At 33.3% G+C, this 23,528-nt stretch carries 23 protein-coding genes; 12 read left to right on the top strand and 11 right to left on the bottom strand.

Translation table 11 applies throughout. The annotated features are described in order from the left end of the window. Nucleotides 1–12 precede the first annotated feature (12 nt). From BOW57_RS06275 to BOW57_RS06305, 7 genes are all read right to left on the bottom strand, one after another. A complete protein-coding gene (locus BOW57_RS06275) occupies nt 13–795 on the bottom strand; it encodes an enoyl-CoA hydratase/isomerase family protein (RefSeq protein WP_129053415.1) in 783 nt (260 codons plus the stop codon). Nucleotides 796–805: 10 nt separating this feature from the next. Beyond that, nucleotides 806–2,221, bottom strand: coding sequence for a PAS domain-containing sensor histidine kinase (locus BOW57_RS06280; protein WP_129053464.1), 1,416 nt, complete (start codon nt 2,219–2,221; stop codon nt 806–808). A gap of 229 nt (nt 2,222–2,450) precedes the next feature. After that, entirely contained in the window at nt 2,451–2,999 is a 549-nt protein-coding gene (locus tag BOW57_RS06285) for a CopD family protein (protein WP_129053416.1), read from the bottom strand. A gap of 4 nt (nt 3,000–3,003) precedes the next feature. Continuing rightward, entirely contained in the window at nt 3,004–3,450 is a 447-nt protein-coding gene (locus BOW57_RS06290) for a hypothetical protein (protein ID WP_129053417.1), read from the bottom strand. A 9-nt stretch (nt 3,451–3,459) separates the two neighbouring features. Next, nucleotides 3,460–4,473 (bottom strand): ferrochelatase, encoded by a 1,014-nt coding sequence (gene hemH, locus BOW57_RS06295; RefSeq protein WP_129053418.1) that lies wholly within the window; start codon nt 4,471–4,473, stop codon nt 3,460–3,462. Nucleotides 4,474–4,628: 155 nt separating this feature from the next. After that, nucleotides 4,629–5,171, bottom strand: a complete 543-nt coding sequence (locus BOW57_RS06300) for a hypothetical protein (protein WP_129053419.1) — start codon at nt 5,169–5,171, stop codon at nt 4,629–4,631. Continuing rightward, nucleotides 5,171–6,043, bottom strand: a complete 873-nt coding sequence (locus BOW57_RS06305; protein WP_089053460.1) for an AraC family transcriptional regulator — start codon at nt 6,041–6,043, stop codon at nt 5,171–5,173. Before BOW57_RS06305 ends, BOW57_RS06300 begins: the two co-directional genes overlap by 1 nt. A gap of 227 nt (nt 6,044–6,270) precedes the next feature. Here BOW57_RS06305 and hemA point away from each other — a divergent pair, with 227 nt between their 5' ends. The 9 genes from hemA (at nt 6,271) to BOW57_RS06350 (ending at nt 14,306) form a co-directional block, all read left to right on the top strand. Continuing rightward, nucleotides 6,271–7,521 (top strand): glutamyl-tRNA reductase, encoded by a 1,251-nt coding sequence (hemA, locus tag BOW57_RS06310; protein WP_129053420.1) that lies wholly within the window; start codon nt 6,271–6,273, stop codon nt 7,519–7,521. Between the two features lie 109 nt (nt 7,522–7,630). Further along, nucleotides 7,631–8,554 carry a hydroxymethylbilane synthase gene (gene hemC, locus BOW57_RS06315; RefSeq protein WP_129053421.1) on the top strand — a complete coding sequence of 308 codons (924 nt, stop codon included), beginning with the start codon at nt 7,631–7,633 and terminating at the stop codon, nt 8,552–8,554. Then, nucleotides 8,554–9,219 carry a uroporphyrinogen-III synthase gene (locus BOW57_RS06320; RefSeq protein ID WP_129053422.1) on the top strand — a complete coding sequence of 222 codons (666 nt, stop codon included), beginning with the start codon at nt 8,554–8,556 and terminating at the stop codon, nt 9,217–9,219. Before hemC ends, BOW57_RS06320 begins: the two co-directional genes overlap by 1 nt. 102 nt (nt 9,220–9,321) lie before the next feature. Next, complete coding sequence (gene hemE, locus BOW57_RS06325) at nt 9,322–10,347, top strand: uroporphyrinogen decarboxylase (protein ID WP_129053423.1); 1,026 nt, start codon at nt 9,322–9,324, stop codon at nt 10,345–10,347. 78 nt (nt 10,348–10,425) lie between these two features. Further along, nucleotides 10,426–10,803 (top strand): hypothetical protein, encoded by a 378-nt coding sequence (locus BOW57_RS06330; protein WP_129053424.1) that lies wholly within the window; start codon nt 10,426–10,428, stop codon nt 10,801–10,803. A gap of 2 nt (nt 10,804–10,805) precedes the next feature. Continuing rightward, on the top strand, nt 10,806–11,357 hold the full coding sequence (locus BOW57_RS06335) for a GNAT family N-acetyltransferase (RefSeq protein ID WP_129053425.1): 552 nt from the start codon (nt 10,806–10,808) through the stop codon (nt 11,355–11,357). Further along, nucleotides 11,347–12,249 carry an oxygen-dependent coproporphyrinogen oxidase gene (gene hemF / locus BOW57_RS06340; RefSeq protein ID WP_129053426.1) on the top strand — a complete coding sequence of 301 codons (903 nt, stop codon included), beginning with the start codon at nt 11,347–11,349 and terminating at the stop codon, nt 12,247–12,249. The genes BOW57_RS06335 and hemF overlap by 11 nt, the downstream gene beginning before the upstream one ends. A gap of 149 nt (nt 12,250–12,398) precedes the next feature. Next, on the top strand, nt 12,399–13,337 hold the full coding sequence (locus BOW57_RS06345) for a DUF4421 family protein (RefSeq protein ID WP_129053427.1): 939 nt from the start codon (nt 12,399–12,401) through the stop codon (nt 13,335–13,337). A gap of 81 nt (nt 13,338–13,418) precedes the next feature. Beyond that, the gene (locus BOW57_RS06350; RefSeq protein ID WP_129053465.1) at nt 13,419–14,306 is read left to right on the top strand and encodes a fructose bisphosphate aldolase; all 888 of its coding nucleotides are present in this window, start codon (nt 13,419–13,421) and stop codon (nt 14,304–14,306) included. A 66-nt stretch (nt 14,307–14,372) separates the two neighbouring features. On the opposite strand, the gene BOW57_RS06355 is transcribed toward BOW57_RS06350, so the two are convergent. After that, nucleotides 14,373–16,193 carry a hypothetical protein gene (locus tag BOW57_RS06355; RefSeq protein ID WP_129053428.1) on the bottom strand — a complete coding sequence of 607 codons (1,821 nt, stop codon included), beginning with the start codon at nt 16,191–16,193 and terminating at the stop codon, nt 14,373–14,375. 3 nt (nt 16,194–16,196) lie between these two features. Beyond that, complete coding sequence (locus BOW57_RS06360; RefSeq protein WP_129053429.1) at nt 16,197–16,829, bottom strand: hypothetical protein; 633 nt, start codon at nt 16,827–16,829, stop codon at nt 16,197–16,199. Nucleotides 16,830–17,112: 283 nt separating this feature from the next. Between BOW57_RS06360 and hemB the strand changes: the two genes are divergently transcribed. The 3 genes from hemB (at nt 17,113) to BOW57_RS06375 (ending at nt 19,030) form a co-directional block, all read left to right on the top strand. Beyond that, on the top strand, nt 17,113–18,105 hold the full coding sequence (gene hemB / locus BOW57_RS06365) for a porphobilinogen synthase (protein ID WP_089053472.1): 993 nt from the start codon (nt 17,113–17,115) through the stop codon (nt 18,103–18,105). Nucleotide 18,106: 1 nt separating this feature from the next. After that, nucleotides 18,107–18,508, top strand: coding sequence for a c-type cytochrome (locus BOW57_RS06370; RefSeq protein WP_129053430.1), 402 nt, complete (start codon nt 18,107–18,109; stop codon nt 18,506–18,508). Nucleotides 18,509–18,580: 72 nt separating this feature from the next. Then, entirely contained in the window at nt 18,581–19,030 is a 450-nt protein-coding gene (locus BOW57_RS06375; protein WP_129053431.1) for a GyrI-like domain-containing protein, read from the top strand. Between the two features lie 55 nt (nt 19,031–19,085). Here BOW57_RS06375 and BOW57_RS06380 read toward each other — a convergent pair whose 3' ends face one another. Beyond that, a complete protein-coding gene (locus tag BOW57_RS06380) occupies nt 19,086–21,146 on the bottom strand; it encodes a M13 family metallopeptidase (protein ID WP_129053432.1) in 2,061 nt (686 codons plus the stop codon). A 144-nt stretch (nt 21,147–21,290) separates the two neighbouring features. Then, entirely contained in the window at nt 21,291–23,351 is a 2,061-nt protein-coding gene (locus tag BOW57_RS06385) for a M13 family metallopeptidase (protein ID WP_129053433.1), read from the bottom strand. Nucleotides 23,352–23,528 lie beyond the last annotated feature (177 nt).

Consider the following 23,528-nt stretch of genomic DNA (forward strand, 5'->3'; position numbering starts at 1 on the left):
GGTTAAGAAAAATTATTTTCCTGTAAATTCGGCTTTGCGCTTTTCTAAAAATGCTGTTGTACCTTCTTTAAAATCTTGTGTTCCAAAACATTTTCCGAAAGATTTTATTTCTGTGTCAAATCCATTTTTACCATCTTCGAAATTAGCGTTAATTGCTTTAATTGCTTTACCAATTGCAAACGGAGCATTTTTAATGATTTTTTGAGCAATTCCGTTTGTAAACGACAAAAGTTCTGCCTGAGACACAACATGATTTACCAAACCGTATTGTTTCGCTTCTTCAGCAGAAATCATTGCTGCAGTCATAATCATTTCCATTGCGCGTCCTTTTCCAATTAATTGAGGCAATCGCTGTGTTCCTCCATAACCAGGAATTAATCCTAAAGTAACTTCTGGCAATCCCATTTTAGCATTATCAGATGCTACTCTAAAATGACAAGCCATTGCTAACTCTAATCCGCCTCCTAATGCAAAACCATTAACAGCCGCAATAACAGGTTTTTTAAGGTTTTCTATAAAATCAAATAGTGACTCCTGACCTTCGGCTGCCAATTGTGCGCCTTCTATAATGGTATAATTTGCAAACTCTGAGATATCGGCTCCAGCCACAAATGCTTTTTCGCCGCTTCCTGTTAAGATAATAACACGAACATCGTCGTTTTTTCCCAATAATTTAATCGCTTTACTAAGATCGCTGATCGTTGCTTTGTTTAAAGCATTCAGTTTTGCAGGTCTGTTAATTGTAACAGTCGCAATTTTTTCTTCAATCGAAATTAAAAGATTTTCGTAGTTCATGACCTAGAATTTATGAGTTTGTTATTGGCAAAGAAACTCTAAAAGTAGTTCCTTTTCCGTATGTTGATTCAAAGGTAATCGTTCCTTTGTAATTTTCGATAATGTTTTTTATAATTCCTAATCCAAGTCCCATTCCGCTTGTTTTAGTGGTAAATTTTGGCTCAAATATTCGGCTTATATCTTGTTTTTGAATTCCAATTCCGTTGTCCTTTACAGCGATTTCAACATTATTATTTCGCCTTTTCACCTTGACAACAATCGATTTATGAAGCTGACTTTCTGGAATTGCTTGTGTTGCATTTTTAACTAAATTCGTGATCACACGTATTAACTGTGTCCTATCCATCTTAGAAATGATTTCTTCTTCATCACTTTCAAAAGAAATATAATCTTCATTAAAAATATCCAATGCCAACTCTACAACCTCAACGACATTTAAAGTCTCATTTTGCTGTGCAGGCATCGAAGCGAAATTCGAGAATGCCGAAGCAACGGCTGTCATGGTATCGATTTGCTGAATTAAAGTCTCTGAGTAATCATTCATCTTCTGCTTTACATCAGGATCGTTAGGGTCGAATTTTCGCTGAAAACTCTGAACGGTCAATCGCATTGGCGTAAGCGGATTTTTTATTTCATGCGCCACTTGTTTCGCCATTTCGCGCCAAGCTTCTTCACGTTCGCTTTGAGCTAATTTTATCGCGCTGGTTTCAAGTTTATCCACCATTCCGTTATAAGCCTTGATTAAGAAATTTACTTCCTTACTCGTCGCTTCTATTACGATTTTTTCGTTTTTCTGATCTAAATTAGTTTCCTCTAATTTATCAGAAATTGTTTTTAATGATTTTGTGATATAAGTCGAAAGAAAATACGCCAACGCAAAAGCAACAAGCAGCATAAAAGAATATACTTGACTTAAGCGAATTAAGAACGTATTCAGCTCATTGTCATAATAACCGTCATCTTCTAAATATGGAAGATTCAAAATCCCTAGAGGTTTGAATTTTTCGTCTTTGATTAAGCTGTACGATGATCTATTTTTAACACCGTCGATCGTTTTAATATCTACAAAACGTTTTTCGATTGATGAACGAACTAATTTCAGAATATATTCAGGAATTGGCGGTGATATTTTATCAACTGCAAAGGATTCTTTTGAGGATTTTAGCAGCTTCCCGTCGAGACTGTAAATATTAATTTCAATTTTATGAATCTGTGCAAGTTCATGAATTTTATCTTTGAAAATTAAATCTAGATTTTGGGTTTTCAAAGGATAAGTGGTTGTAGAAAGTACATAATTAATATGCTCTTTTACGGCATTTTCTTTACGTTCCAGCCGCTCTTGATGGTATTCTTTTGCTTCGGTCTTGAACTGTATTATAGAAATCGAAGCCAATAAAAAAGATGCCACAACAATCAATACAATCATCGACAGGAAAATCCTGGTACGAAGCGAAAGCATTGACATTTTGAAGTTGTTAAACATAGTTTTTGTTTTTTCGCCGCGAATTACTCGAATTAGCACTAATTTTTTTCCACAGATTAAAGAATTCAAATATTTTTTTTACGCAGTTTAAAATCTTAATAATCACTTTAATCTGTGGAAAAAAATCACAAAAATAAATTCTTGCTAATTCGTGCAATTCGTGGCAACCTTTTTATTTTTTCTCTCTAATTCTTTTATAAAACCTAAATCCAAGCATAATTAAAACCGAGAATAAAATAATTCCGATTACACCAAAAATCCAGTTGACGGCATTTTTTAAAATTACTAAAAAGACAACGGCAAACAGAATAATCGTTGCGCCTTCATTCCATAAACGCATAAAATTATTGGTATATTTTACTTCGTCATTTTGCAGCTGTTTAAAAATTTGATGGCATTTTCCGTGATATAAATATAACAGAAAAACGAAACATAATTTTACATGCATCCAGGACTGTGAAAGCCAAATATGACCGGCATCTGTAAAAAACAGCATCCAAAAAGCAAAAATACTCGCCAAAACCGCCGACGGCCACGTAATAATATACCACAAACGATAGGCCATTATTTTATATTGCGCCTGTAGAATCTCTTTTTCTGGTGAAGGTTTTTCATTGGCTTCTATTTGATACACAAACAAACGCACAATATAAAATAAACCTGCAAACCAGGTTATCACAAATATTAGATGCAGTGATTTTAAGTAGTTATAGTATTCCATCACTTTATTCTTTTGTTTTTCTAAAATGTTTAATTAACCCTTTTCTTATATATGATTTATTTCCTGAATCAATCTTTAAGGTTAAGACATTATTATTTCTCTTTATAATTTTTTTATATACGGTGTCATCAGAAATTCCCAACATCATCAAGTATTGACCTTTACTAATTTTGTGATTTCCTTCCTCATGTATAGAATCGATAATTGAATACTTATATATTTCACTATCATTAAAAACAAAATTTTTGAAAAAGGCTAATTTATCATCTCTGACACTTATTCCTGCCGTAGAATCTTCTGTATCATACCACTCACCTGCCAAAATTATTTGGTTATTATTTAATGTAGAATATTTTAAGATTTTATTACCTGACAAAAAAAATAATTTTGCGATAGAGATACAAAGAATGACGATCAAAATAATTGAAATCAATAAAATAGATTTTTTCATTGATGTAAATTATTTAGCCCAATCGTTAATCCAATTTCCAACAGTCTCACACCATTCGTCATCATCATTCAGACATGGAATTGCCAAGAATTCTTCTCCTCCATTTGCTTCGAAATCTTCTTTGGCACGCATTGCGATTTCCTCCAGCGTTTCTAAACAATCTGAAACGAAAGCTGGTGTTACAACTGCTAATTTCTTGATTCCTTTTGCCGGCATGTTATCAATTTCAACATCGGTGTAAGGTTCTAACCATTTGTCTCCCGCTAAACGCGATTGAAATGTCAAACTATATTTATCTGCAGGAAGTCCTAATAGCTTAATAACTTGTCTTGTAGTTTCATAACATTGGTGACGGTAACAAAAATCGTGTGCCGGAGATGGCGTATTACAACAAGAACCGTCAATTTTACAATGTGATTTCGTTACATCTGTTTTACGAATATGACGCTCTGGAATTCCGTGGTACGAAAACAATAAATGATCATAATCAAACCCAACTAAGTGCTTCTGAATCGAATCGGCCAAATTCTTGATATAATCTGGTTTGTTGTAAAATGCCGGAACATCTGTAAACGTTATATGTGGGAATTTTTTCTTGCGAATTTCTTCCGCTTTCACCAAAATCGTCAAAGTTGAAGCCATTGCATATTGCGGATAAAGCGGGAAAAGTAAAACTTCTGTAACACCTTTATCGCTCAACTCCTGAAGTCCTTTTTCGATAGTCATGCTTCCGTAACGCATTGCTAAAGAAACGGGAACATTTACCAAAGGTTGTACTTTTTTCTGCATTCTTTCAGAAAGAACTACTAAAGGAGAGCCTTCTTCCCACCAAATTTTTGCATAAGCATGCGCTGATTCTTCTGGTCTTTTTCTTAAAATAATACCACGAACTAATAATGCTCTCAACAAATACGGAACGTCAATCACGTATTTATCCATTAAAAATTCATCTAAATAAGGTTTTACATCTTTTGTTGTTGGACTGTCTGGAGATCCTAGATTTACTAATAATACGCCTTTCATTATTTTTTTGCTTTAGGCTTTAAGCATTAGGCTTTAAGCTTTTTATTTGTTTTTAAAATTTCGTCAAAAGTATTACTTGTAACTTTTTAGAAATATGATATTTATTACTTTTTAATTATCTTGTTATTTTTAAAATTGATTGAATTAAAACACTATCAGTTTATATCCTTTTTATATTTGTTGAATAATTTTTCCAACGATTTAAATTCTTTCTCTGTTCCAAAGTTTTCTGTTTGAATTTCCTTTTTAGAGCTAATCAGATAAAACTGACGACAAGAAAGACATATTTTAGCTATTCCTGAGATTTCTTTATTCTTTTTGAAAATTAAAATATCTCTATATTGAGGCGAACAAGCATATACATTTTCAAGCATCTTTAAAGAAGACTTTTCTAAAAAAATATAATCTCTTAAATACTCAACATCATTTTGAGATAATTCAAACTTAGAAAACCCATCAGAATTTATTGTCTTGTAAAAAACAATATTGTTTACTTTCTCTGGATATTCATTATAAAAGATTTTGTCCTCAGTAGTGTTATCAATACCTTTACTATGGTTCGCATCCATTTCCTGCTCTTTGCTCTTATTTAATGAATAATATTCAACACTATCAAAATCAAAAAACATTTTTTCTTCTTTTGATTTGCAAGACAGAATTAAGAAGAGCAATAAAACTATTGAATATCTTTTAATCATTAAACATTCGCATTAATTGACATTAAATACTTCTTTGGAGTTGTCGCAAATTTTTTCTTGAACGCCGCTATAAAATGACTTCCCGTACTGTAGCCAATTTTAAGTCCAACTTCGTTTACATTATAAGATCCGCTGTCTAAAAGCTTTCTCGCAAAATCCATTTTATAATCAAATAGAAAACCATAAACAGTGTCGCCGTAAATTTGTTTGAATCCCATTTTGAGCTTCTTCAAATTCAAACCAATTTCATCTGCCAATTCTTGCAATCCTGGCGGTTCCGCCATATTAGCAATGATAATTTCTTTAGCTCTGCGAATTTTGAGCACGTTATCTTCATCAATCAAAAACGGACATTGTTCTGCGTTTGGATCTTCGGTTCTATTAAAATACAAACTCAATAATTCGTATCCTTTTCCTTTATAATAAAGGTTTTTTATAGATGGATGAAGATTATAATGAAACAGCTGACTTAAAACAATTGCCATTGACGGACTAATATTTCCTTCGTTATAATACTTTTTATCCTTATTATCAGGACTTAAAAAAGTAATATAATCAGCTTCGGCAGAAAATAACGCGTGAAATTTTTTAATAGAGACAATTACAGAAATCACCCAAGAGTTTGGAGCTAATTCTAAATTCAGCGGTAATTCTTTTTGCGGATTGTACAAAAGCAGCGATTTTTCTTCTTTCAATTCTAAAGCATAATTACCTTGATTGAACAAAAATTTAGCGTTGCCTTTTATTCCGAAGTGAAACTGTATCAGCCCACTACCTACTTCATGCTGCCCAAAAAAGGGTTCTGAACTGTCGTTTTGAAAACGGATCAGCGTAAAGTCGTCTTCAATTTTTATAATTTCTTGAGAACTCATAGCGATGTTTTTTAGAAAAGAAAATCAAAGCAAATCCAGAATGTTATTTAGAACGACTCTAAACAAATCATTTCAAACGACTTGATTTTGCTACAAAAGTACTTCTTTTTGCATAAAAACAGTCGTTTACAATCAAAAAAACACATAGCGATACAAAAAGTACTTTAAGCGTTACTTTTATAAACACTATAGTAATAATTTTGTTGCACTTTTATGAAAGTGAATTTATGGAAAACAATAACGTACCGAAACACCTTTATTTTTACTCAGTTGGTCTGAGTTATAAAAAAGCTGATGCTGAGGTCAGAGGTCAATTTAGTTTGGATGCTGTTGCAAAAACTCGTTTGCTGGAACAAGCTAAAAATGATGGAATAGAAAGTTTAATTGTTACTTCAACCTGCAACAGAACCGAAATCTATGGTTTTGCAGAACATCCTTTTCAATTAATCAAACTTATTTGCGACAACAGCAACGGTTCTGTTGATGCTTTTCAAAAAGTTGGTTTTGTTTACAAAAACCAAGAAGCAATTAATCATATGTTTCGCGTAGGAACTGGTTTAGACAGTCAGATTCTAGGCGATTTTGAAATTATATCTCAAATTAAAACCAGTTTTGCCCATTCAAAATCAATGGGATTAGCCAATGCTTTTTTAGAAAGATTGGTTAATGCGGTTATTCAGGCAAGTAAAAGAATCAAAAACGAAACAGAAATCAGTTCTGGTGCAACTTCGGTTTCTTTTGCTTCAGTACAATACATTCTTAAAAATGTAGAAGACATCAGTAATAAAAACATTTTGCTTTTTGGAACTGGAAAAATTGGTAGAAACACTTGCGAGAATTTAGTAAAACATACTAAAAACGAACATATTACTTTAATCAACCGAACGAAAGACAAAGCTGAAAAATTAGCTGGAAAACTTAATTTGATTGTTAAAGATTATTCTGAACTTCATTTAGAACTTCAAAAAGCGGATGTTGTGGTTGTTGCAACAGGCGCTCAAAACCCAACGGTTGACAAAGCAATCTTAAATCTTAAAAAACCTTTGTTGATTCTGGATTTGTCTATTCCGAAAAACGTTAATGAAAATGTAGAGGAATTAGACGGTGTAACTTTGATCCATATGGATTATTTATCGCAATTGACAGATGAAACTTTGGAAAACCGAAAATTACACATTCCAGCTGCGGAAGCGATCATTGAAGAAATCAAAGAAGAATTTGTAATTTGGATGAAAGGCCGCAAATTTGCTCCAACAATTAATGCCTTAAAAGAAAAATTAAACGCGATAAAAGCTTCAGAATTAGATTTTCAAAGTAAAAAAATTGCCGATTTTAATGAAGAACAAGCTGAAATCATCAGTAATAGAATCATCCAAAAAATCACTACTCATTTTGCCAATCATTTAAAAGACGACAGCACCATGGTCGATGAAAGCATCGAATGGATCGAAAAAGTCTTCAAGATAAAAGCATCTTAATAAAATCAAATTTTAAACCATATAAGTTATATAAGTTCATTTAAAAATTGTGTTTTACTCAAACTACTTAAATTTGCTTATATAACTTATATGGTTCAAGAAACAAAACATGGCTGAAAAAACAATCAGAATAGGAACGCGTGACAGCGAATTAGCACTTTGGCAAGCACATACTGTTGAGAAAAAACTAAACGATTTAGGTTATAAAACCTCAATTGTTGCGGTTAAATCTCAAGGTGATATTATTCTGGATAAACCTCTTTACGAATTAGGGATTACCGGAATTTTTACCAAAACGCTTGATATTGCTATGATCAATGGCGATGTTGATATTGCTGTGCATTCTATGAAAGATGTTCCGACTGCTTTGCCAAAAGGGATTGTTCAAGGTGCTGTTTTGCCAAGAGCCAATGTTTTGGACATTTTAGTTCATAAAGGAAATCCTGATTTTACAAATCCAAGTACCATTGCAACGGGAAGTCTTCGTCGCCAGGCACAATGGTTCAATAAATATCCAAATCATACGGTTGTTGATTTACGTGGAAACGTAAATACGCGTATGCAAAAACTTCAGGACAATAATTGGGACGGAGCTGTATTTGCCGCTGCAGGTTTAGAGCGCATCAACTTAAAACCTGAAAATTATATCAACTTAGATTGGATGATTCCTGCACCTGCACAAGGCGCAATGCTAGTTGTGGGAATGGAAAATGACAATTATACACTGGATGCGCTTTCGCAGTTAAATGATATTGAAACTGAAATTTGTACCTATATCGAACGTCAGTTTTTGAGAACGCTTGAAGGCGGATGTACAGCCCCAATTGGATCTCTAGTAACATATAATGAAGATGAAGATACTTTGCATTTTCAAGGTGTTTTACTTTCTATTGACGGAAAACAAAAACTAGAAATCAACAAAACGGTTGATATTTCAGAATGGAAAAAATTAGGTTTTAATTCTGCTCAAGAGATTTTGAATAATGGCGGAACGGAATTAATGAAACAGATTAAAGAAACTCTGAAAAAATAATGGCAAACCCTGTTCCAATAGTATCTACTAAAATATTATCTCCTCTTCATAAACAAGAGCTAATGAAATATGGCATTGAATTAATCGAAGCCGATTTCATTAAAACCGAAAATAAACCTTTTGAATTAAAAGACCTCAACGAGAGTTTGATTTTTACAAGTCAAAATGCGGTTCACAGTGTTTTATCCAATCCAAAATCAGAAGAATTAAAAAAGAAAAACGTCTACTGTGTTGGGCTTAAAACTAAAACGCTTTTAAGCGATAATGGCTTTAATGTTGTGGCTTACACAGGTTACGCTGCAGATTTGGCCGAAATTATTACTTTGATTTACGGAAATGAGAGTTATACTTTTTTCAGCGGCAATTTAAGAAGAGATACTTTACCTGAAACTTTAAAAGAAAACGGAATTAAATTCAACGAAATTCAGGTTTACGAAACTACGCTTCAGCCTCAGAAAATAAAAGCAAATCCAGAAGCGATATTATTTTTTAGTCCGTCTGGAGTTAAAAGTTATCTGAAACACAATACTATAAACAAACAAATCTGCTTTTGTATTGGCGACACCACTGCAGAAGCCTTATCAAAAATCACAAAAAACATCATCGTTGCAGATCAGCCGACAATTGAAGACGTGATCGAAGATGTAATTCACGAGTATAAATAATGTTACGACATCCTGCAAGGTTTTCAAAACCTTGTAGGTTTAAATATAAATCAACAAATACCTACAAGGTTTTGAAAACCTTGCAGGAAAAACAAATAAGAGATGTTAAAAAACGACCTATTTTTAAAAGCATTAAAAGGAGAAACAGTACAGCGTCCGCCGGTATGGATGATGCGTCAGGCAGGAAGATATTTACCAGAGTTTAGAGAACTTCGTGATAAATATGATTTTTTCACACGTTGTGAAACTCCAGAATTAGCTGCTGAAATCACAGTTCAACCTATCAGAAGAATTGCTCCAGATGCTGCGATTTTATTCTCTGATATTTTGGTAGTGCCTCGTGCAATGGGAATTCATGTAGAATTGAAAGACAATTTAGGGCCAATTATCCCAAATCCGATTCGTTCTTTGGCTGATGTTCACAAAGTTTATGTTCCAGATGTAAATGAAACTTTAGGCTACGTTTTTGACGCTGTGAAATTGACTAAAGAAATGCTGAATGACGAAGTGCCATTAATTGGTTTCGCTGGTTCTCCTTGGACAATCTTCTGTTATGCTGTTGAAGGAAAAGGTTCTAAAAGTTTTGATACCGCAAAAGGATTCTGCTTTTCAAATCCGGCAGCAGCGCATACTTTATTACAAAAAATCACTGATACCACTATTTTATACTTAAAAGAAAAAGTAAAATCTGGAGTAAATGCGGTTCAGATTTTTGATTCTTGGGGAGGAATGCTTTCTCCTGTTGATTATCAGGAATTTTCATGGAAATATATTAACCAAATTGTTGATGCTTTAGCTGATATTACCCCGGTTATTGTTTTCGGGAAAGGTTGTTGGTTTGCTCTTGGCGAAATGGGAAAAAGTAAAGCTTCTGCATTAGGAGTTGATTGGACTTGTTCGGCTAGAAATGCTCGTTACTTGTCTGGTGGAAACATTACTTTACAAGGAAATTTTGATCCATCAAGATTACTTTCTCCAATTCCGACTATCAAAAAGATGGTTCACGAAATGATCGACGAGTTCGGAAAAGACAAATATATTGTAAATTTAGGTCACGGAATTTTACCAAATATCCCAGTAGATCACGCAAAAGCATTTATTGACGCGGTTAAGGAATACGGGCAATAATCGTTGATAGTTTTTGGTTGATGGTTGTTGGAAATGTAACGATCAACCAAAAACTATCAAACATCAACTAAATAAAACATGCTGAACAAAGGTCTTAGAGATGAAGAATCTATTAGAATAGAGAATACTCTGCGAACTTTGCATGCCTTAATTTTTGTCCCGAAATTTTGGAATGCTGAAGACACAAGTCTTATTGATGAACAATTAAAAAGTTTCGGCTTAAGTCTGCAGAGAACAATTGAAATTCCAGAAGAGGAATTAATTACTCTATTGCAACAATGTCATTTAGACTGGAATCAGCAAGAACAATTTGCCGATATTTTAATGGGACTTTCTGCAGAGAAACAATTTGATTTTCGAGAAAAAGCTCTTGCCATTTACCAATATATCCAACAAGAAAGCAAAGTTTTTTCCTTTGGGATTAACGCTAAAATTGCTTCGGCCAAAAACAAATAGAAATGAGTTTTACAGATTGGAAAACAGAGCGAATTGAAAACATTCTTCCCGAAGATTTTTACGCTCTTATCGAAAAGAATGCAAAACACATCGAAAAAACTTTTCCAGTAACTTTATCTCATTGCTTAGATTTAGAAAAAACTAAAAATTTCATTGCTTATAATCAAGATAAAGAAAACCATAAAGAGGGATATTATTTTTATCCCAGAGACATAATAACCAATGCATTAATTGGTTATTTATGTATCAAAAGCATCGATAATCGTATTTCTAAATGTGAATTGGGCTATTTTGTTGATGAAGATTATCAAGGAAAAGGAATTACCTCAAAACTGGTTTCAGAAACATTAGATTTTTGTTTTAATACTTTAAAAATGAACAAGGTTTTTATCTGTACTTCAAAAATCAATAAAGCAAGTCAGCAAATTGCATTAAAGCATCATTTTAAACAAGAAGGAATATTAAGAGATGAATTTAAAGGCGGCGACGGAACATTTGAAGATGTCGTTTATTTTGGATTACTCAAATCAGAATATAAGCAACATGAAAGATAAATTTTACGCATACATACAAAAATTACAAGACCAAATCTGCGCTGGATTAGAAGCTGTTGACGGAACTACGAAATTCCGTGAAGATCTTTGGAAACGTCCTGAAGGCGGCGGTGGAAGAACACGTGTTATTGAAAACGGAAATGTTTTTGAAAAAGGCGGAGTAAACATTTCAGCCGTTCACGGAAAACTTCCTGAAACAATGCAAAAAATGTTTAATGTTGGCGAAGCTGATTTCTTTGCCTGTGGATTGAGTTTAGTTTTACATCCAAAAAATCCAATGGTTCCAACGGTTCATGCTAATTGGCGTTATTTTGAAATGTATGATGAATCTGGAAAAGTGATCGAACAATGGTTTGGCGGCGGACAAGATTTAACGCCTTATTATTTGTTTGAGGAAGATGCAAAACACTTTCACCAAACTTGTAAAACGGCTTGTGATAAACATAATCTAGAATTTTATCCAAAATACAAGAAACAATGCGATTCATACTTTTGGAATGCGCATAGAAATGAAGCCCGCGGAATTGGCGGTTTATTCTTTGATTATTGCAAAGCAAATGAGCAAATGTCGATGGAAAACTGGTATAATTTTGTAACCGAAGTTGGTAATAGTTTTCTTGAAGCTTATGTTCCGATTGTAGAAAGAAGAAAAAATTTAGAATATAACCCAGAAAACAGAACGTGGCAAGAAATACGCCGCGGTCGTTATGTCGAATTTAATCTGGTTCACGACAAAGGAACTTTATTTGGTTTAAAAACGAACGGGAGAATCGAGAGTATTTTGATGAGTTTACCTCCGCATGTTCAATGGGTTTACGATCATCATCCAGAAGCGGGAAGCGATGAGGAAAAATTGATCAATGTATTAGAAAACCCAATTGAGTGGATTTAATTATCTTGATTTAAAAATTTATTCAACACATAGAAACATAGATTTAATTATATTAGAGGTGATTTTAGAAAATCATGATTTTTTCACATTGTATTATGTGGCTCATTTTGAGTAAAACGTCTTTTAAATGATCTAAAAACTATGTCTCTATGTGTTTAAAATTGATTTACATAGCATTTTTCACCAGCATTTTTGGGTGTTTTGCTCAAAACGATACTTTACAAAATCGTTATTTTAAATCATACAATGATAAAATTACGGCAAGTATTTATTATTTAGATACTTCCAATAGTTTTCAAATTGCCTCAAATAGTCAAGATCCGAAAACATTTGTTAATCTAATTCCGAATCGCAGAGAACAGATTGGTTTTAATTTAAATTATAAAATCATAGATGTTACGGTTGGTTTTGCTCCCAAATTTCTTGGCGGTAATAAAGGCGATTCTCATTCCAAGCATTTTAATTTTAATACCCGTTTTTATTATAAAAAATGGATGCAGTCTTTTACTTTCATCAATCAAAAGGGATTTTATATTAGTGATGATAATATAACTGCTCAATTGCCAAGGATGAGAACTACTAAAATCGGCGGATCGACAGCTTATGTTTTTAATGATAAATTCTCATTTAAAACACTGGTAAGCCAAAACGAATGGCAGACTAAAAGTTCGGGAAGTTTTATTCCAACATTTTCATTTTATTACACCAATATAGATTTAAATACTCCAGATTCTACTCCAGGAGATATTTATGTATTTACTATTGCGCCCTCCTACTTTTATAATTTTGTAATCAGTGATCGTGTCTTAATTGGAGCGGGCATTGCATTGGGAGCTGGAATTAATGATGTTAACGGAGATACATCAGCGTTATATCAGGCTGATTTCAATTTAAAACTGGCCTATAATAAAGACCGTTTTTTTGCTTTTGCAAGTTTAAATTCGGTAAGTTTTGCTCAAGATGATAAAGTCGATCCTAGACTAAATGACAATATAGGTACTTTAAAAATTTCTGTCGGTTATCGATTTGATCCTCCAAAAAAAGTAAAAGAAGTTTACGATAAAGTCAACAAAAAAATTGGACTGTAAAAAACGCTCTTTCAATAAGTTCTAAAAAATGCTTAAATTAACGGGAATTTATTCCACCTAAAATTCAGTATTATGGCAAATATGAATAGTGAACAATTAAATCGCATGCATTCTGGAAAGGGCTTTATTGCCGCATTAGATCAAAGCGGCGGAAGTACTCCAAAAGCATTAGCACTATATGGAATACAAGAAAGTAGTTTTTCAAATGACGAAGAAATGTATACTCTTGTGCATGAAATGAGGACGAGAATTATAAAAAGCCCAGCATTTGACAGCAAATATATTCTAGGCGCTATTTTGTTTGAAAACACAATGGATCGTAAAATTGACGGCCTCTGGACTGCCGATTATTTGTGGGAGAAAAAACAGATTGTACCATTTTTAAAAGTAGACAAAGGTCTTGCTGATCTTGCAAATGGTGTACAGTTAATGAAACCTATTTCTAATTTGGATGAATTATTGACACGAGCGGTTGAACGAAACGTTTTTGGAACTAAAATGCGTTCTGTTATTAAAGAGGCAAACGCGGCGGGTATTCGTGAAGTTGTTGAACAGCAATTTGCTGTAGGTATCCAAATTTTTAAAAAAGGACTTATTCCTATTATTGAGCCTGAAGTTGATATTTATAGTGCTGATAAGACAAAATCAGAAGAAATTCTAAAAGAAGAAATCTTAAAACAACTAAAAGCGTTAGACAAAGATGTAAAAGTGATGTTGAAATTATCGATTCCAACGGTTAATGATTTTTACAGCGAATTAATGTCTAACCCAAATGTCGTTAGAGTTGTGGCTCTTTCTGGCGGATATTCTAGAGAAGATGCCAATGACAGACTTGCACAAAACCACGGATTAATTGCAAGTTTCTCAAGAGCTTTATCTGAAGGACTTAGTGCTCAACAATCTGATGATGATTTTAATAATACGCTGAAACATACGATAAAAGCCATTTATGATGCTTCTATCACCTAATAAATTATCATTTAAAGCTTAAAAAAAATCCCCGAAATGATTTTTCGGGGATTTGTATTTTATCGATTATTTCGAAGTCATTTCATCAGCTAAATCTAGTGTCTGTAAAATGATATTTTTATCCGATTTTAAAGTGTTCAATTTAACTGCAAAAATCAATTTGTTATTGATTAGTTTTTTAGGAGACTCAAAAGTAATATCTGAAAATTGCTTCGAAATCTTATTAAATTTCTCAAAATCAGACGCACTAGTATTTTCTGATTTAGCAAAAACATTTACTGTCTCACCGATATTCAGCTTTCCAAACATATAATTTTTCTTTAAATCTTTTTTTGCTTCGGCCAAAAATGATCCTTTTCCTTTACTAAAATAATCAAGTGTGTTTGCTACCACAACAACGTCTTTATCTTTGATAATAAACAAATCACCATATTCTTTTGTTCCTTCTATCAGGAAAGCATTTCCGTTTTGAGTTAGAAATTGTTTACGAACGCCTAACTGTAAAAGCTTATCGCCAAATGTTGGATGTGTAGAGGTAAAAATTACAGCAAAAAGCGGTACTGTTTTCTTAATTTTTTCTTCTTTTTCTATCGGCTCAAAATTTTCATCATAATCGTACGATTTAGAAACTACCTCAACTTTCTTACTGTCGTATAAAAACAAGCTCAAATCACCGTCAAAAAGCTTTGCAGTTGCCTCTTCATCAACAATTGTAGAAATCAAATCTGTAACCACGGCCAAATCATCGCTCTTTAACGCAGGACTATTAAACAAATCGGTCATTAAAGACGGAATGTTTTCAAGTGCTGCTTGGGTATTGATGTGATAAGACATATAACCCAAAGGCTTGTTTGCAGGAAAATAATTAAATATGTTTTTGTTGATTTTTCTATTGCTGATTTTCCCCACAACTTCTGCAATCTGTTCTGAATATTCGATAACTTCTTCTATTCGCGCATTGTTGTTGTCGAAATAAAAATCGAGATTTATCCCTTTTACAAAATTGCCCAAATTTTTCTGATTTGGTAAAAATTTATCATAACCTCCAAAAATTGCCATTGGATAAGAGTAAGAGGAATATAAGCTAGTCATAACTGCACCATAATTTACCCATGATGAAATATCTGCAAGTACATTTATTTTATCGGATACAGGAGCAGTAAACCCTTTTTCAAACAATGCTTTTATCTTCAAATTTTGCTGTTCAGCCAGTTTTTGATTAAAGTCATCTTCTTCTTTAGTGTATTCAGCATAAGATTCACTATTATATGAATCTTCTTCTGTTTCAGATTCTTCTACTGCTGTTGAATTATCAGCAGCTGCCGGCTCCTCAATAGACAATTCTTTATAAGGTTCATCTATTGCAATTGAATCTTGCAGTGTATTTGCCGCTGTAATATCATATCGGTTTGAGTGAAATTTCTTTGTTAATTTTAATATTACCAAATAATTATCGTTCCAAGCAAATGATTCTTTTTCATTTTTTGAAGTAAGAATGCTGAAATTTCCAAAATCCTGAATAGTTGGAGCTATAACCGAATCTGTGTATTTATTCAGGCTGTATTCTTGCAGTAAAAACTGTCTTGCAGCTTCTTTATTCTTTATCGGAATAGTGATTTGACAATACGGAATACTGTCTGTAAAATTTCCATGAACGGTTAATTGTTTGTCTAAATAAAAAAGGGATGTGTACTTGCTGATATCAAAACCTGAATTTCCCTCTTTGTACTTATTCAATACAGGATGATTTAATACTTCATCGATATTTACTTTTTTTGAAAGCTGATTTCCGTTAAATTGTACAAAATAGTCGTATTTATTTTGATTGTTTTGACCAAAGGTCAGATAGGTGGCGAATACTAAAAATAAAGTGCAGAATTGCTTCATAAATCAAGGCGTTAATTGGATTGTATTGTTCATTAATGTCGATTTTTTAAGTACGCTGTACATACTCTGTTTTAAAAAAACCGTCTTTTTGTTTTTGGATATTTTACTATTGGTATTTTCAACTGATAAAATGTCTTTGTCGAAAGTATAAATCGCTGTTATACTGGCTTCTTCAAGATCTTTCTTTTTCTTTGGATCCTTAATTACTTTTTCGGGAACTGGATAGGATGCAATTCTTTCAAAATTTTTAGCATTACTGCTAAAATGAATTTGATCACGCTGATTGTTAATCGTATTTACAACAGCGTTTAGAGCTTTTATATTGGCGTAATTAAGTTTGATGATGAAAATGTAATTGTCAAAATCTGTTTTGGTTGTAACGTTTGAAATTCCAGCAATTTTTAAAGCTTTCCCTTTAAAGTCTTCTAATTTCTGAGAGATTTCCTGTTCGTTTGGGATTTTAACTCCATCGACTTCTTCTAAAAAAATAGCTGATTTGGTTTTAAACCATGATTTCGAAAAATCGATCATCAATGTATATTCACCACTTTGGTCGTCGTGATGTTTGATTCTTTCTGTTATCTCAAAACAACTCGTCAAGAGCAAACAGCAGCAGAAAGCAAGAATTTTCTTCATTTAGCAAATTTATGCGAAATATTTTAAAAACCTACCGCAAAGGTTTCTTAAAATTCAGCTTATAAAAGCATCAATTTTTAGATAATATTAACGGATTCTGCACAGGTCTAAACTCCTTATTCTGTTGATTTTTGATTAACTTTGCGCTACTTGTTAAAAAAGTAAAATAATCTTCAAAAAAATAAAATAACAACTGCACTTTTAGAAATTAAGATTTATTGATCTGTTTTCAAAGAAATCAGGTTTCAAAGTCTGAAATCTAAAATCTAAAATCTAAAATTTTATGTTCCCATTACAAAGAAACCGTCGTTTGAGAACCAATGAATCAATTCGTTCTTTAGTACGTGAAACCAGTTTAAGTCCGCAGGATTTTATGCTTCCAATGTTTGTTGCTGAAGGAAAAGATGTAAAAGCAGCTATTCCGTCAATGCCGGGAATTTACCGTCATTCGTTAGATAACACAATCAAAGAAGTAAAAGAAGCATGGGATTTAGGTATAAAAGCGGTAAATATCTATGTAAAAGTCAGCGATAATTTAAAAGACAACAAAGGAACTGAAGCTTGGAATAAAGACGGCTTGATGCAGCAAACTATTCGTGCGATAAAAGACGCTGTTCCAGAAATGATCGTTATGCCGGATGTCGCTTTAGATCCATATTCAATCTATGGTCATGACGGGATTATTGAAAATGGTCAATTAATCAATGATGCAACTGTTGATGCTTTAACTCGAATGAGTTTAAGCCATGCAGAAGCTGGAGCTGATTTTGTTGCTCCAAGTGATATGATGGATGGAAGAGTTTTGGCGATTAGAAAGGCTTTGGAAGAAAACGGACATCATAATGTTGGAATTATGAGTTACAGTGCTAAATATGCTTCGGCATTTTATGGTCCCTTTCGTGATGCTTTAGATTCTGCTCCCGTAGATTCCCAAAATATTCCAAAAGATAAGAAAACATATCAAATGGATTATGCTAACCGAATTGAAGGAATTCGCGAAGCATTATTAGATGTTGAAGAAGGTGCAGATATTGTTATGGTAAAACCAGGAATGGCATATTTAGACATTGTTCGTGAGGTAAAAAATGCGGTACATGTTCCTGTTGCTGTTTACCAAGTATCTGGTGAATACGCTATGGTAAAGGCCGCAGCCGAAAGAGGATGGTTAGATCACGATAAAATTATGATAGAGCAACTTTATTGCATTAAGCGTGCAGGCGCTAGTATTATCTCTACTTACTTTGCAAAAGAAGCTGCCGTAATTTTAAATAAATAATATGAAAAAAGTATTATTCTTATCTGCTGTTTTAGCATTTGCTTCATGCAAAAAAGAAGCGGCTGAAAACCCAGATCATAATCCAGCTGAAACGTATACTGAAGGAGAATCTGCAGAAGCCAAAACGCCAGAAGCTTTAGGAAAAGAAATTTTTGAAGGAAGAGGAAACTGTACTTCTTGTCATCAAGTTGATCAAAAAGTAATTGGACCAAGTATTAAAGAAATCGCACAGATTTACAAAGATAAAAATGCTGATATCGTTACATTCTTAAAAGGAAAAGCGGAACCAATTGTTGATCCAAGCCAATTTGCGGTTATGAAAACTAATATTCCGATAACGCAGGCAATGTCTGATGAAGAATTAAAGGCTATTGAAACGTATATCTACAGTCAATTAAAATAGTTTTATATTCCTGTTGACATACAGTTGTCACTACCTCATTTTAAATTTACAATTCAACAAAAATGAAGTAAAATGAAAATTCAGAAATTCGATATTATTGGTATTTCGGTAAGAACGACAAACGAAAATGGTCAATCAGCTCAGGATATTCCTGCGCTTTGGAACAAATTTATGACAGAAGGAATTCAGCAAAAAATTCCGGGTAAAATTTCAGAAGAGATTTTTTGTATTTATACCGATTATGAAAAAGATCACACCAAACCTTACACGACTATTTTAGGCTGTAAAGTTGAAAGTTTAGATTTCGTACCTGAAAATATGGTTGGTAAAACAGTTGAAGCAGCTGATTATGAAAAAATTATTGCCAAAGGAAATTTGACTGAAGGTATTGTTTATAATAAATGGCTGGAGATTTGGAATTCGGATCTAGATCGAATTTTTACAGCAGATTTTGAAGTTTATGGAGAAAAAGTCCAAGACCCAAAAAATGCAGAAGTTGATATTTACATTGCAATTCGATAAGACATAAAAACAAAAACGGCGCTGAATCAGCGCCGTTTTTTTATGGATTTTATTCTTACCAGATTTTAACTCTCTTAGCAGGATCAATATACATTTTGTCTCCTTTTTTAATATCAAAAGCTTGGTAAAAAGCATCTACGTTTTGAATTGGCACAACTGCTCTGTACATTCCTGGAGAATGCGGATCAGTTTTAACCTGACTTTTAATTGCTTCGTCTCTAGATTTTGTTCTCCAAACGGTAGCCCAAGAAATAAAGAAACGCTGCTCTGGCGTAAAGCCGTCAATTAATCCTGGATTTCCGTTTGCTTTTAAATACAATTGCAACCCGTCATAAGCAGCATTGATTCCGCCTAAATCTCCAATATTCTCTCCTAAAGTAAATTTACCATCTACGTGAATTCCTGGTAAAGGCTCTAAAGCGCTGTATTGATCAGCCAATGCAGTTCCAAGAGTTGTAAATTGTTTTAGATCTTCTGGTGTCCACCAGTCAACAAGATTTCCATCGGCATTATAACGCGCTCCAGAATCATCAAAACCATGAGAAATTTCATGACCGATAACAGCACCAATTCCACCATAATTAACTGCTTCATCAGCTTGATAATTGTAGAAAGGCGGTTGTAAGATTGCCGCTGGGAATACAATTTCGTTATACGATGGATTGAAATAAGCATTAACTGTTTGAGGCGACATTCCCCACTCTGTTTTATCAACTGGTTTACCCAATTTTGCTAAACTTTCTGCATAAGACCATTTTGATATATTTTTCATATTATCAAAATAAGTTCCGCCTTCGCTAACGTTTTTAAGTTCTAGTTTAGAATAATCTTTCCATTTATCAGGATATCCAATTTTAATGGTTAGTCTCTTTAGTTTTTCAATTGCTTTTGCTTTTGTTGGAGCAGACATCCAAGGCAATGCATTAATTCTGTTTTCATAAGCTAACATTACATTAGCAATCATGTTCTTTGCTTTGTCTTTTGCCTCAGCAGGAAATAATTTTTCTACATACAATTTTCCTAAAGCTTCTCCAGTAACACCATTAATTACCTGCAATGCCATTTCTTCACGAGGACGTTGTTTTAAAGCCCCTGTAAGGGTTTTTCCGTAGAAATCAAAATTTGCTTCTTCAATAGCTGTAGTCAACGTTGAAGCATTTCTATTCAATAAAGACCATTTTAAATATTCTTTCCATGCTTCTACTTTCTTTTCAGAAAGTGTTTTTTCTAAAGCAATCATATAACGCGGCTGCGATACATTTACTGAATCTAATTTCGTCATTCCGATTCCAGTGAAATATTTCTCCCATTGAATAGAAGGCGTATTTTTCTTTAAATCAGCAATTGCAGTTGGATTGTATTGTTTTCTGCGGTCTCTTCTTTCAACACGGTCTAATCTTGGAGCAGAAAGTTCAATTTCTAAAGCTAAAATTTGTTTTGCGCTTTCTTTTGCTTTTGCAGGAGATTCTCCAATATATTGTAACATTCTCGCAACGTGTACTTCGTATTTTTCACGTTTTTCTTTTGAATCTTTATCGTCTGAATTGTAATAATCTTTATCAGATAATCCTAAACCTCCCGGTCCTAGGTTAACGGTGTTTTTGTTACTGTTTTTAGCATCTGCTCCAACATATACTCCAAAAAAACCAATACCTCCTTGCGGCTGCATTTCGATAAAGAAATTCTGAAGATCGGTAACATTCTTAATAGCATCGATTTTCTTCAAAACAGGTTGAAGTGGCGTAATTCCGTTTTTATTACGACCAACAGTGTCCATAATCGTATTAAACAAAGCAATTGCTTTACCTTGATCTGTATTTGATTTATATTTAGGATCTTTTGATGCTTCTTTTAGAATAGCAAGAGCATCATTATCAGTCTTCTGACGCAATTCGTTAAAACTTCCCCATGAATTTCTATCGCTTGGAATTTCTGTTTTGTCCAGCCAAGCTCCATTTACGTAACGAAAAAAATCATTTTTTGGGCTCACTTTCGTGTCCATATTAGAAAGATTGATACCCGGTTCTTTCTTTTTTGCGTCTTGTGCCTGAGTTGCAGTAATTGTAATCATTGCAGAAACAACACAAAACAACGGCTTTCTAAACTGTTTAATCATTTTTATTTATAGTTTTTAGTATATACACAAACATATTGCAATTATTCTAAACTATTTGTTAAATACACTAAATAATTAATTTGATACTTTATACAAACAAAAACGGCGCTGAATCAGCGCCGTTTTCTATGGTTTCATATTATCTTACCAAATTTTTACTCTTTTATCTGGACTTACAAACATTTTATCACCGCTTTTAATTCCAAAAGTAGTGTAAAAAACGTCCATGTTTTGAATTGGAACATAAGCTCTGTACATTCCCGGAGAGTGTGGATCTGTTTTTACTTGATTTTTTATCGCTTCGTCTCTTGATTTTGTTCTCCAAACTGTTGCCCAAGAAATAAAGAAACGCTGTTCTGGTGTAAAACCATCAATTAAACCAGGATTTCCGTGTTTCTTTAAATACAACTGCAATCCATCGTAAGCTGCATTTATTCCACCTAAATCTCCAATGTTTTCACCCAATGTAAATTTACCATCTACATGAATTCCCGGCAAAGGCTCTAATGCGCTGTATTGATCTGCTAATTTATCGCCAAGTGCTGTAAATTGTTTTAAATCTTCAGGCGTCCACCAGTCTACAAGATTTCCTTCGGCATTGTAGCGTGCTCCAGAATCATCAAAACCATGTGAAATTTCATGCCCGATTACAGCTCCGATTCCTCCATAATTTACAGCTTCGTCAGCTTGATAATTGTAAAACGGCGGTTGTAAAATTGCTGCTGGAAAAACAATTTCGTTATAAGATGGATTGTAATACGCATTTACCGTTTGCGGTGACATTCCCCATTCTGTTTTATCAACTGGTTTGTTTAATTTTTCAATTCCTTTTTTGAAATTCCATTTTGCTATATTGCGCGAATTATCGAAATAACTTCCGCCTTCTGCAATACTTTTAATTTCAAGCGCTGAGTAATCTTTCCATTTATCAGGATAACCTACTTTAATGGTGATTTTGTTTAATTTTTCAATTGCTTTTACTTTCGTTTCTGCAGACATCCAAGTTAAGTTGTTGATACGATTTTGGTATGCAGTAATTACATTTTGAATCATATCTAAAGCTTTGGTTTTAGCTTCAGCTGGAAAAACTTTCTCAACGTACAATTTACCAAGTGCTTCACCAACACTATTATTTACAATTTGTAATGCTTTTTCTTCACGCGGCAATTGTTTTATTGCACCTCTTAAAGTTTTGCTGTAGAAATCGAAATTAGCCGTTTCAACATCTGTTGATAATTTCGTTGCATAAGTATGGATTAAATCCCATTTTAAATATTCTTTCCATTGTCCAACTTTATTAGCTGTAAAAACAGTTTGAAGCGCTTTCATGTATTTAGGCTCCATAACTACAACTGTATCAAGCTTTGCTAAACCTATTCCAGTAAAATAAGCTTCCCATTTTATAGCTGGTGTTAACTTTTGAAGTTCAGCAATTGTCATTGGATTATATTGTAAACGGCTGTCTCTGCTTTCAACACGATTTAATCTTGGTTTTGACAATTCTGTTTCTAAAGCTAAAATAGCCGAAGCACTTTGCTTTGATTTTTCTGGAGATTCGCCAATAAACTGCATCATCTTTGCAACATGCAATAGGTATTTTGCACGTTTTTCTTTAGAATCTTTATCTTCAGAAATATAATAATCTTTATCTGGTAATCCCAATTGGTTAACTCCTAGATATACCGAATTTTTAGAGCTGTTTTTTTCATCTGAACCCACATAAGTTCCGAAAAAACCAGCTGCACCTTCTTGCTCAACTTCGATTAGATATTTTTGAAGATCGGCAACACTTTTAATTGCATCAATTTTTTTCAAATAGGATTGTAAAGGTGTAATTCCTTGTTTGTTTCTGCCTACAGTATCAAGAACAGTTGCAAATAAGTTTATTGCTTTTCCTTGATCAGTATCTGATTTGTACTTTGGGTTTTTTGATGCTTCTTTTAGGATAGACATTGCATCTTTGTCTGTTCTCTTTATCAATTCATTGAAACTTCCCCAAGTTGTACGATCACTTGGAATTTCGGTTTTACTTAACCAAGTTCCGTTTACATATTGAAAAAAGTCCTGACCTGGACTAACTTTGGTATTCATGTAAGAAACATTAATACCAGGCTCTTTTGGAGCTGCGTTTTGTGCTTTAACTGCAGTTAATGAAAACATTACAGAAAAGACACAAAATAAGGGTTTTGTAAATTGTTTGTTCATTTTCGAGTGTGATTTTTGTGTTAATACAAAAATATTGTTAATATTTGGAATTTTGTGTTAAAATCAAAGCAATAATTAGCGGCAGTATTTTAGTAAAAAGTATAACCTCCGCCATTTCTGCTTTTTAAGATTTAAACCCTCTCCAATTTCTAGAAAGTAAGTTTCGGCAGTGTGTGC

The organism is Flavobacterium sp. YO64, assembly GCF_004119505.1.
In the GTDB taxonomy this organism is placed as follows: Bacteria; Bacteroidota; Bacteroidia; order Flavobacteriales; family Flavobacteriaceae; genus Flavobacterium; species Flavobacterium oncorhynchi.

Coding starts and splice junctions, on each gene's coding strand:
- BOW57_RS06275 (WP_129053415.1), bottom strand. CDS start 795: ATGAACTACGAAAATCTTTTAATTTCGATTGAAGAAAAAATTGCGACT.
- BOW57_RS06280 (WP_129053464.1), bottom strand. CDS start 2,221: ATGATTGTATTGATTGTTGTGGCATCTTTTTTATTGGCTTCGATTTCT.
- BOW57_RS06285 (WP_129053416.1), bottom strand. CDS start 2,999: ATGGAATACTATAACTACTTAAAATCACTGCATCTAATATTTGTGATA.
- BOW57_RS06290 (WP_129053417.1), bottom strand. CDS start 3,450: ATGAAAAAATCTATTTTATTGATTTCAATTATTTTGATCGTCATTCTT.
- hemH (WP_129053418.1), bottom strand. CDS start 4,473: ATGAAAGGCGTATTATTAGTAAATCTAGGATCTCCAGACAGTCCAACA.
- BOW57_RS06300 (WP_129053419.1), bottom strand. CDS start 5,171: ATGATTAAAAGATATTCAATAGTTTTATTGCTCTTCTTAATTCTGTCT.
- BOW57_RS06305 (WP_089053460.1), bottom strand. CDS start 6,043: ATGAGTTCTCAAGAAATTATAAAAATTGAAGACGACTTTACGCTGATC.
- hemA (WP_129053420.1), top strand. CDS start 6,271: ATGGAAAACAATAACGTACCGAAACACCTTTATTTTTACTCAGTTGGT.
- hemC (WP_129053421.1), top strand. CDS start 7,631: ATGGCTGAAAAAACAATCAGAATAGGAACGCGTGACAGCGAATTAGCA.
- BOW57_RS06320 (WP_129053422.1), top strand. CDS start 8,554: ATGGCAAACCCTGTTCCAATAGTATCTACTAAAATATTATCTCCTCTT.
- hemE (WP_129053423.1), top strand. CDS start 9,322: ATGTTAAAAAACGACCTATTTTTAAAAGCATTAAAAGGAGAAACAGTA.
- BOW57_RS06330 (WP_129053424.1), top strand. CDS start 10,426: ATGCTGAACAAAGGTCTTAGAGATGAAGAATCTATTAGAATAGAGAAT.
- BOW57_RS06335 (WP_129053425.1), top strand. CDS start 10,806: ATGAGTTTTACAGATTGGAAAACAGAGCGAATTGAAAACATTCTTCCC.
- hemF (WP_129053426.1), top strand. CDS start 11,347: ATGAAAGATAAATTTTACGCATACATACAAAAATTACAAGACCAAATC.
- BOW57_RS06345 (WP_129053427.1), top strand. CDS start 12,399: ATGTGTTTAAAATTGATTTACATAGCATTTTTCACCAGCATTTTTGGG.
- BOW57_RS06350 (WP_129053465.1), top strand. CDS start 13,419: ATGAATAGTGAACAATTAAATCGCATGCATTCTGGAAAGGGCTTTATT.
- BOW57_RS06355 (WP_129053428.1), bottom strand. CDS start 16,193: ATGAAGCAATTCTGCACTTTATTTTTAGTATTCGCCACCTATCTGACC.
- BOW57_RS06360 (WP_129053429.1), bottom strand. CDS start 16,829: ATGAAGAAAATTCTTGCTTTCTGCTGCTGTTTGCTCTTGACGAGTTGT.
- hemB (WP_089053472.1), top strand. CDS start 17,113: ATGTTCCCATTACAAAGAAACCGTCGTTTGAGAACCAATGAATCAATT.
- BOW57_RS06370 (WP_129053430.1), top strand. CDS start 18,107: ATGAAAAAAGTATTATTCTTATCTGCTGTTTTAGCATTTGCTTCATGC.
- BOW57_RS06375 (WP_129053431.1), top strand. CDS start 18,581: ATGAAAATTCAGAAATTCGATATTATTGGTATTTCGGTAAGAACGACA.
- BOW57_RS06380 (WP_129053432.1), bottom strand. CDS start 21,146: ATGATTAAACAGTTTAGAAAGCCGTTGTTTTGTGTTGTTTCTGCAATG.
- BOW57_RS06385 (WP_129053433.1), bottom strand. CDS start 23,351: ATGAACAAACAATTTACAAAACCCTTATTTTGTGTCTTTTCTGTAATG.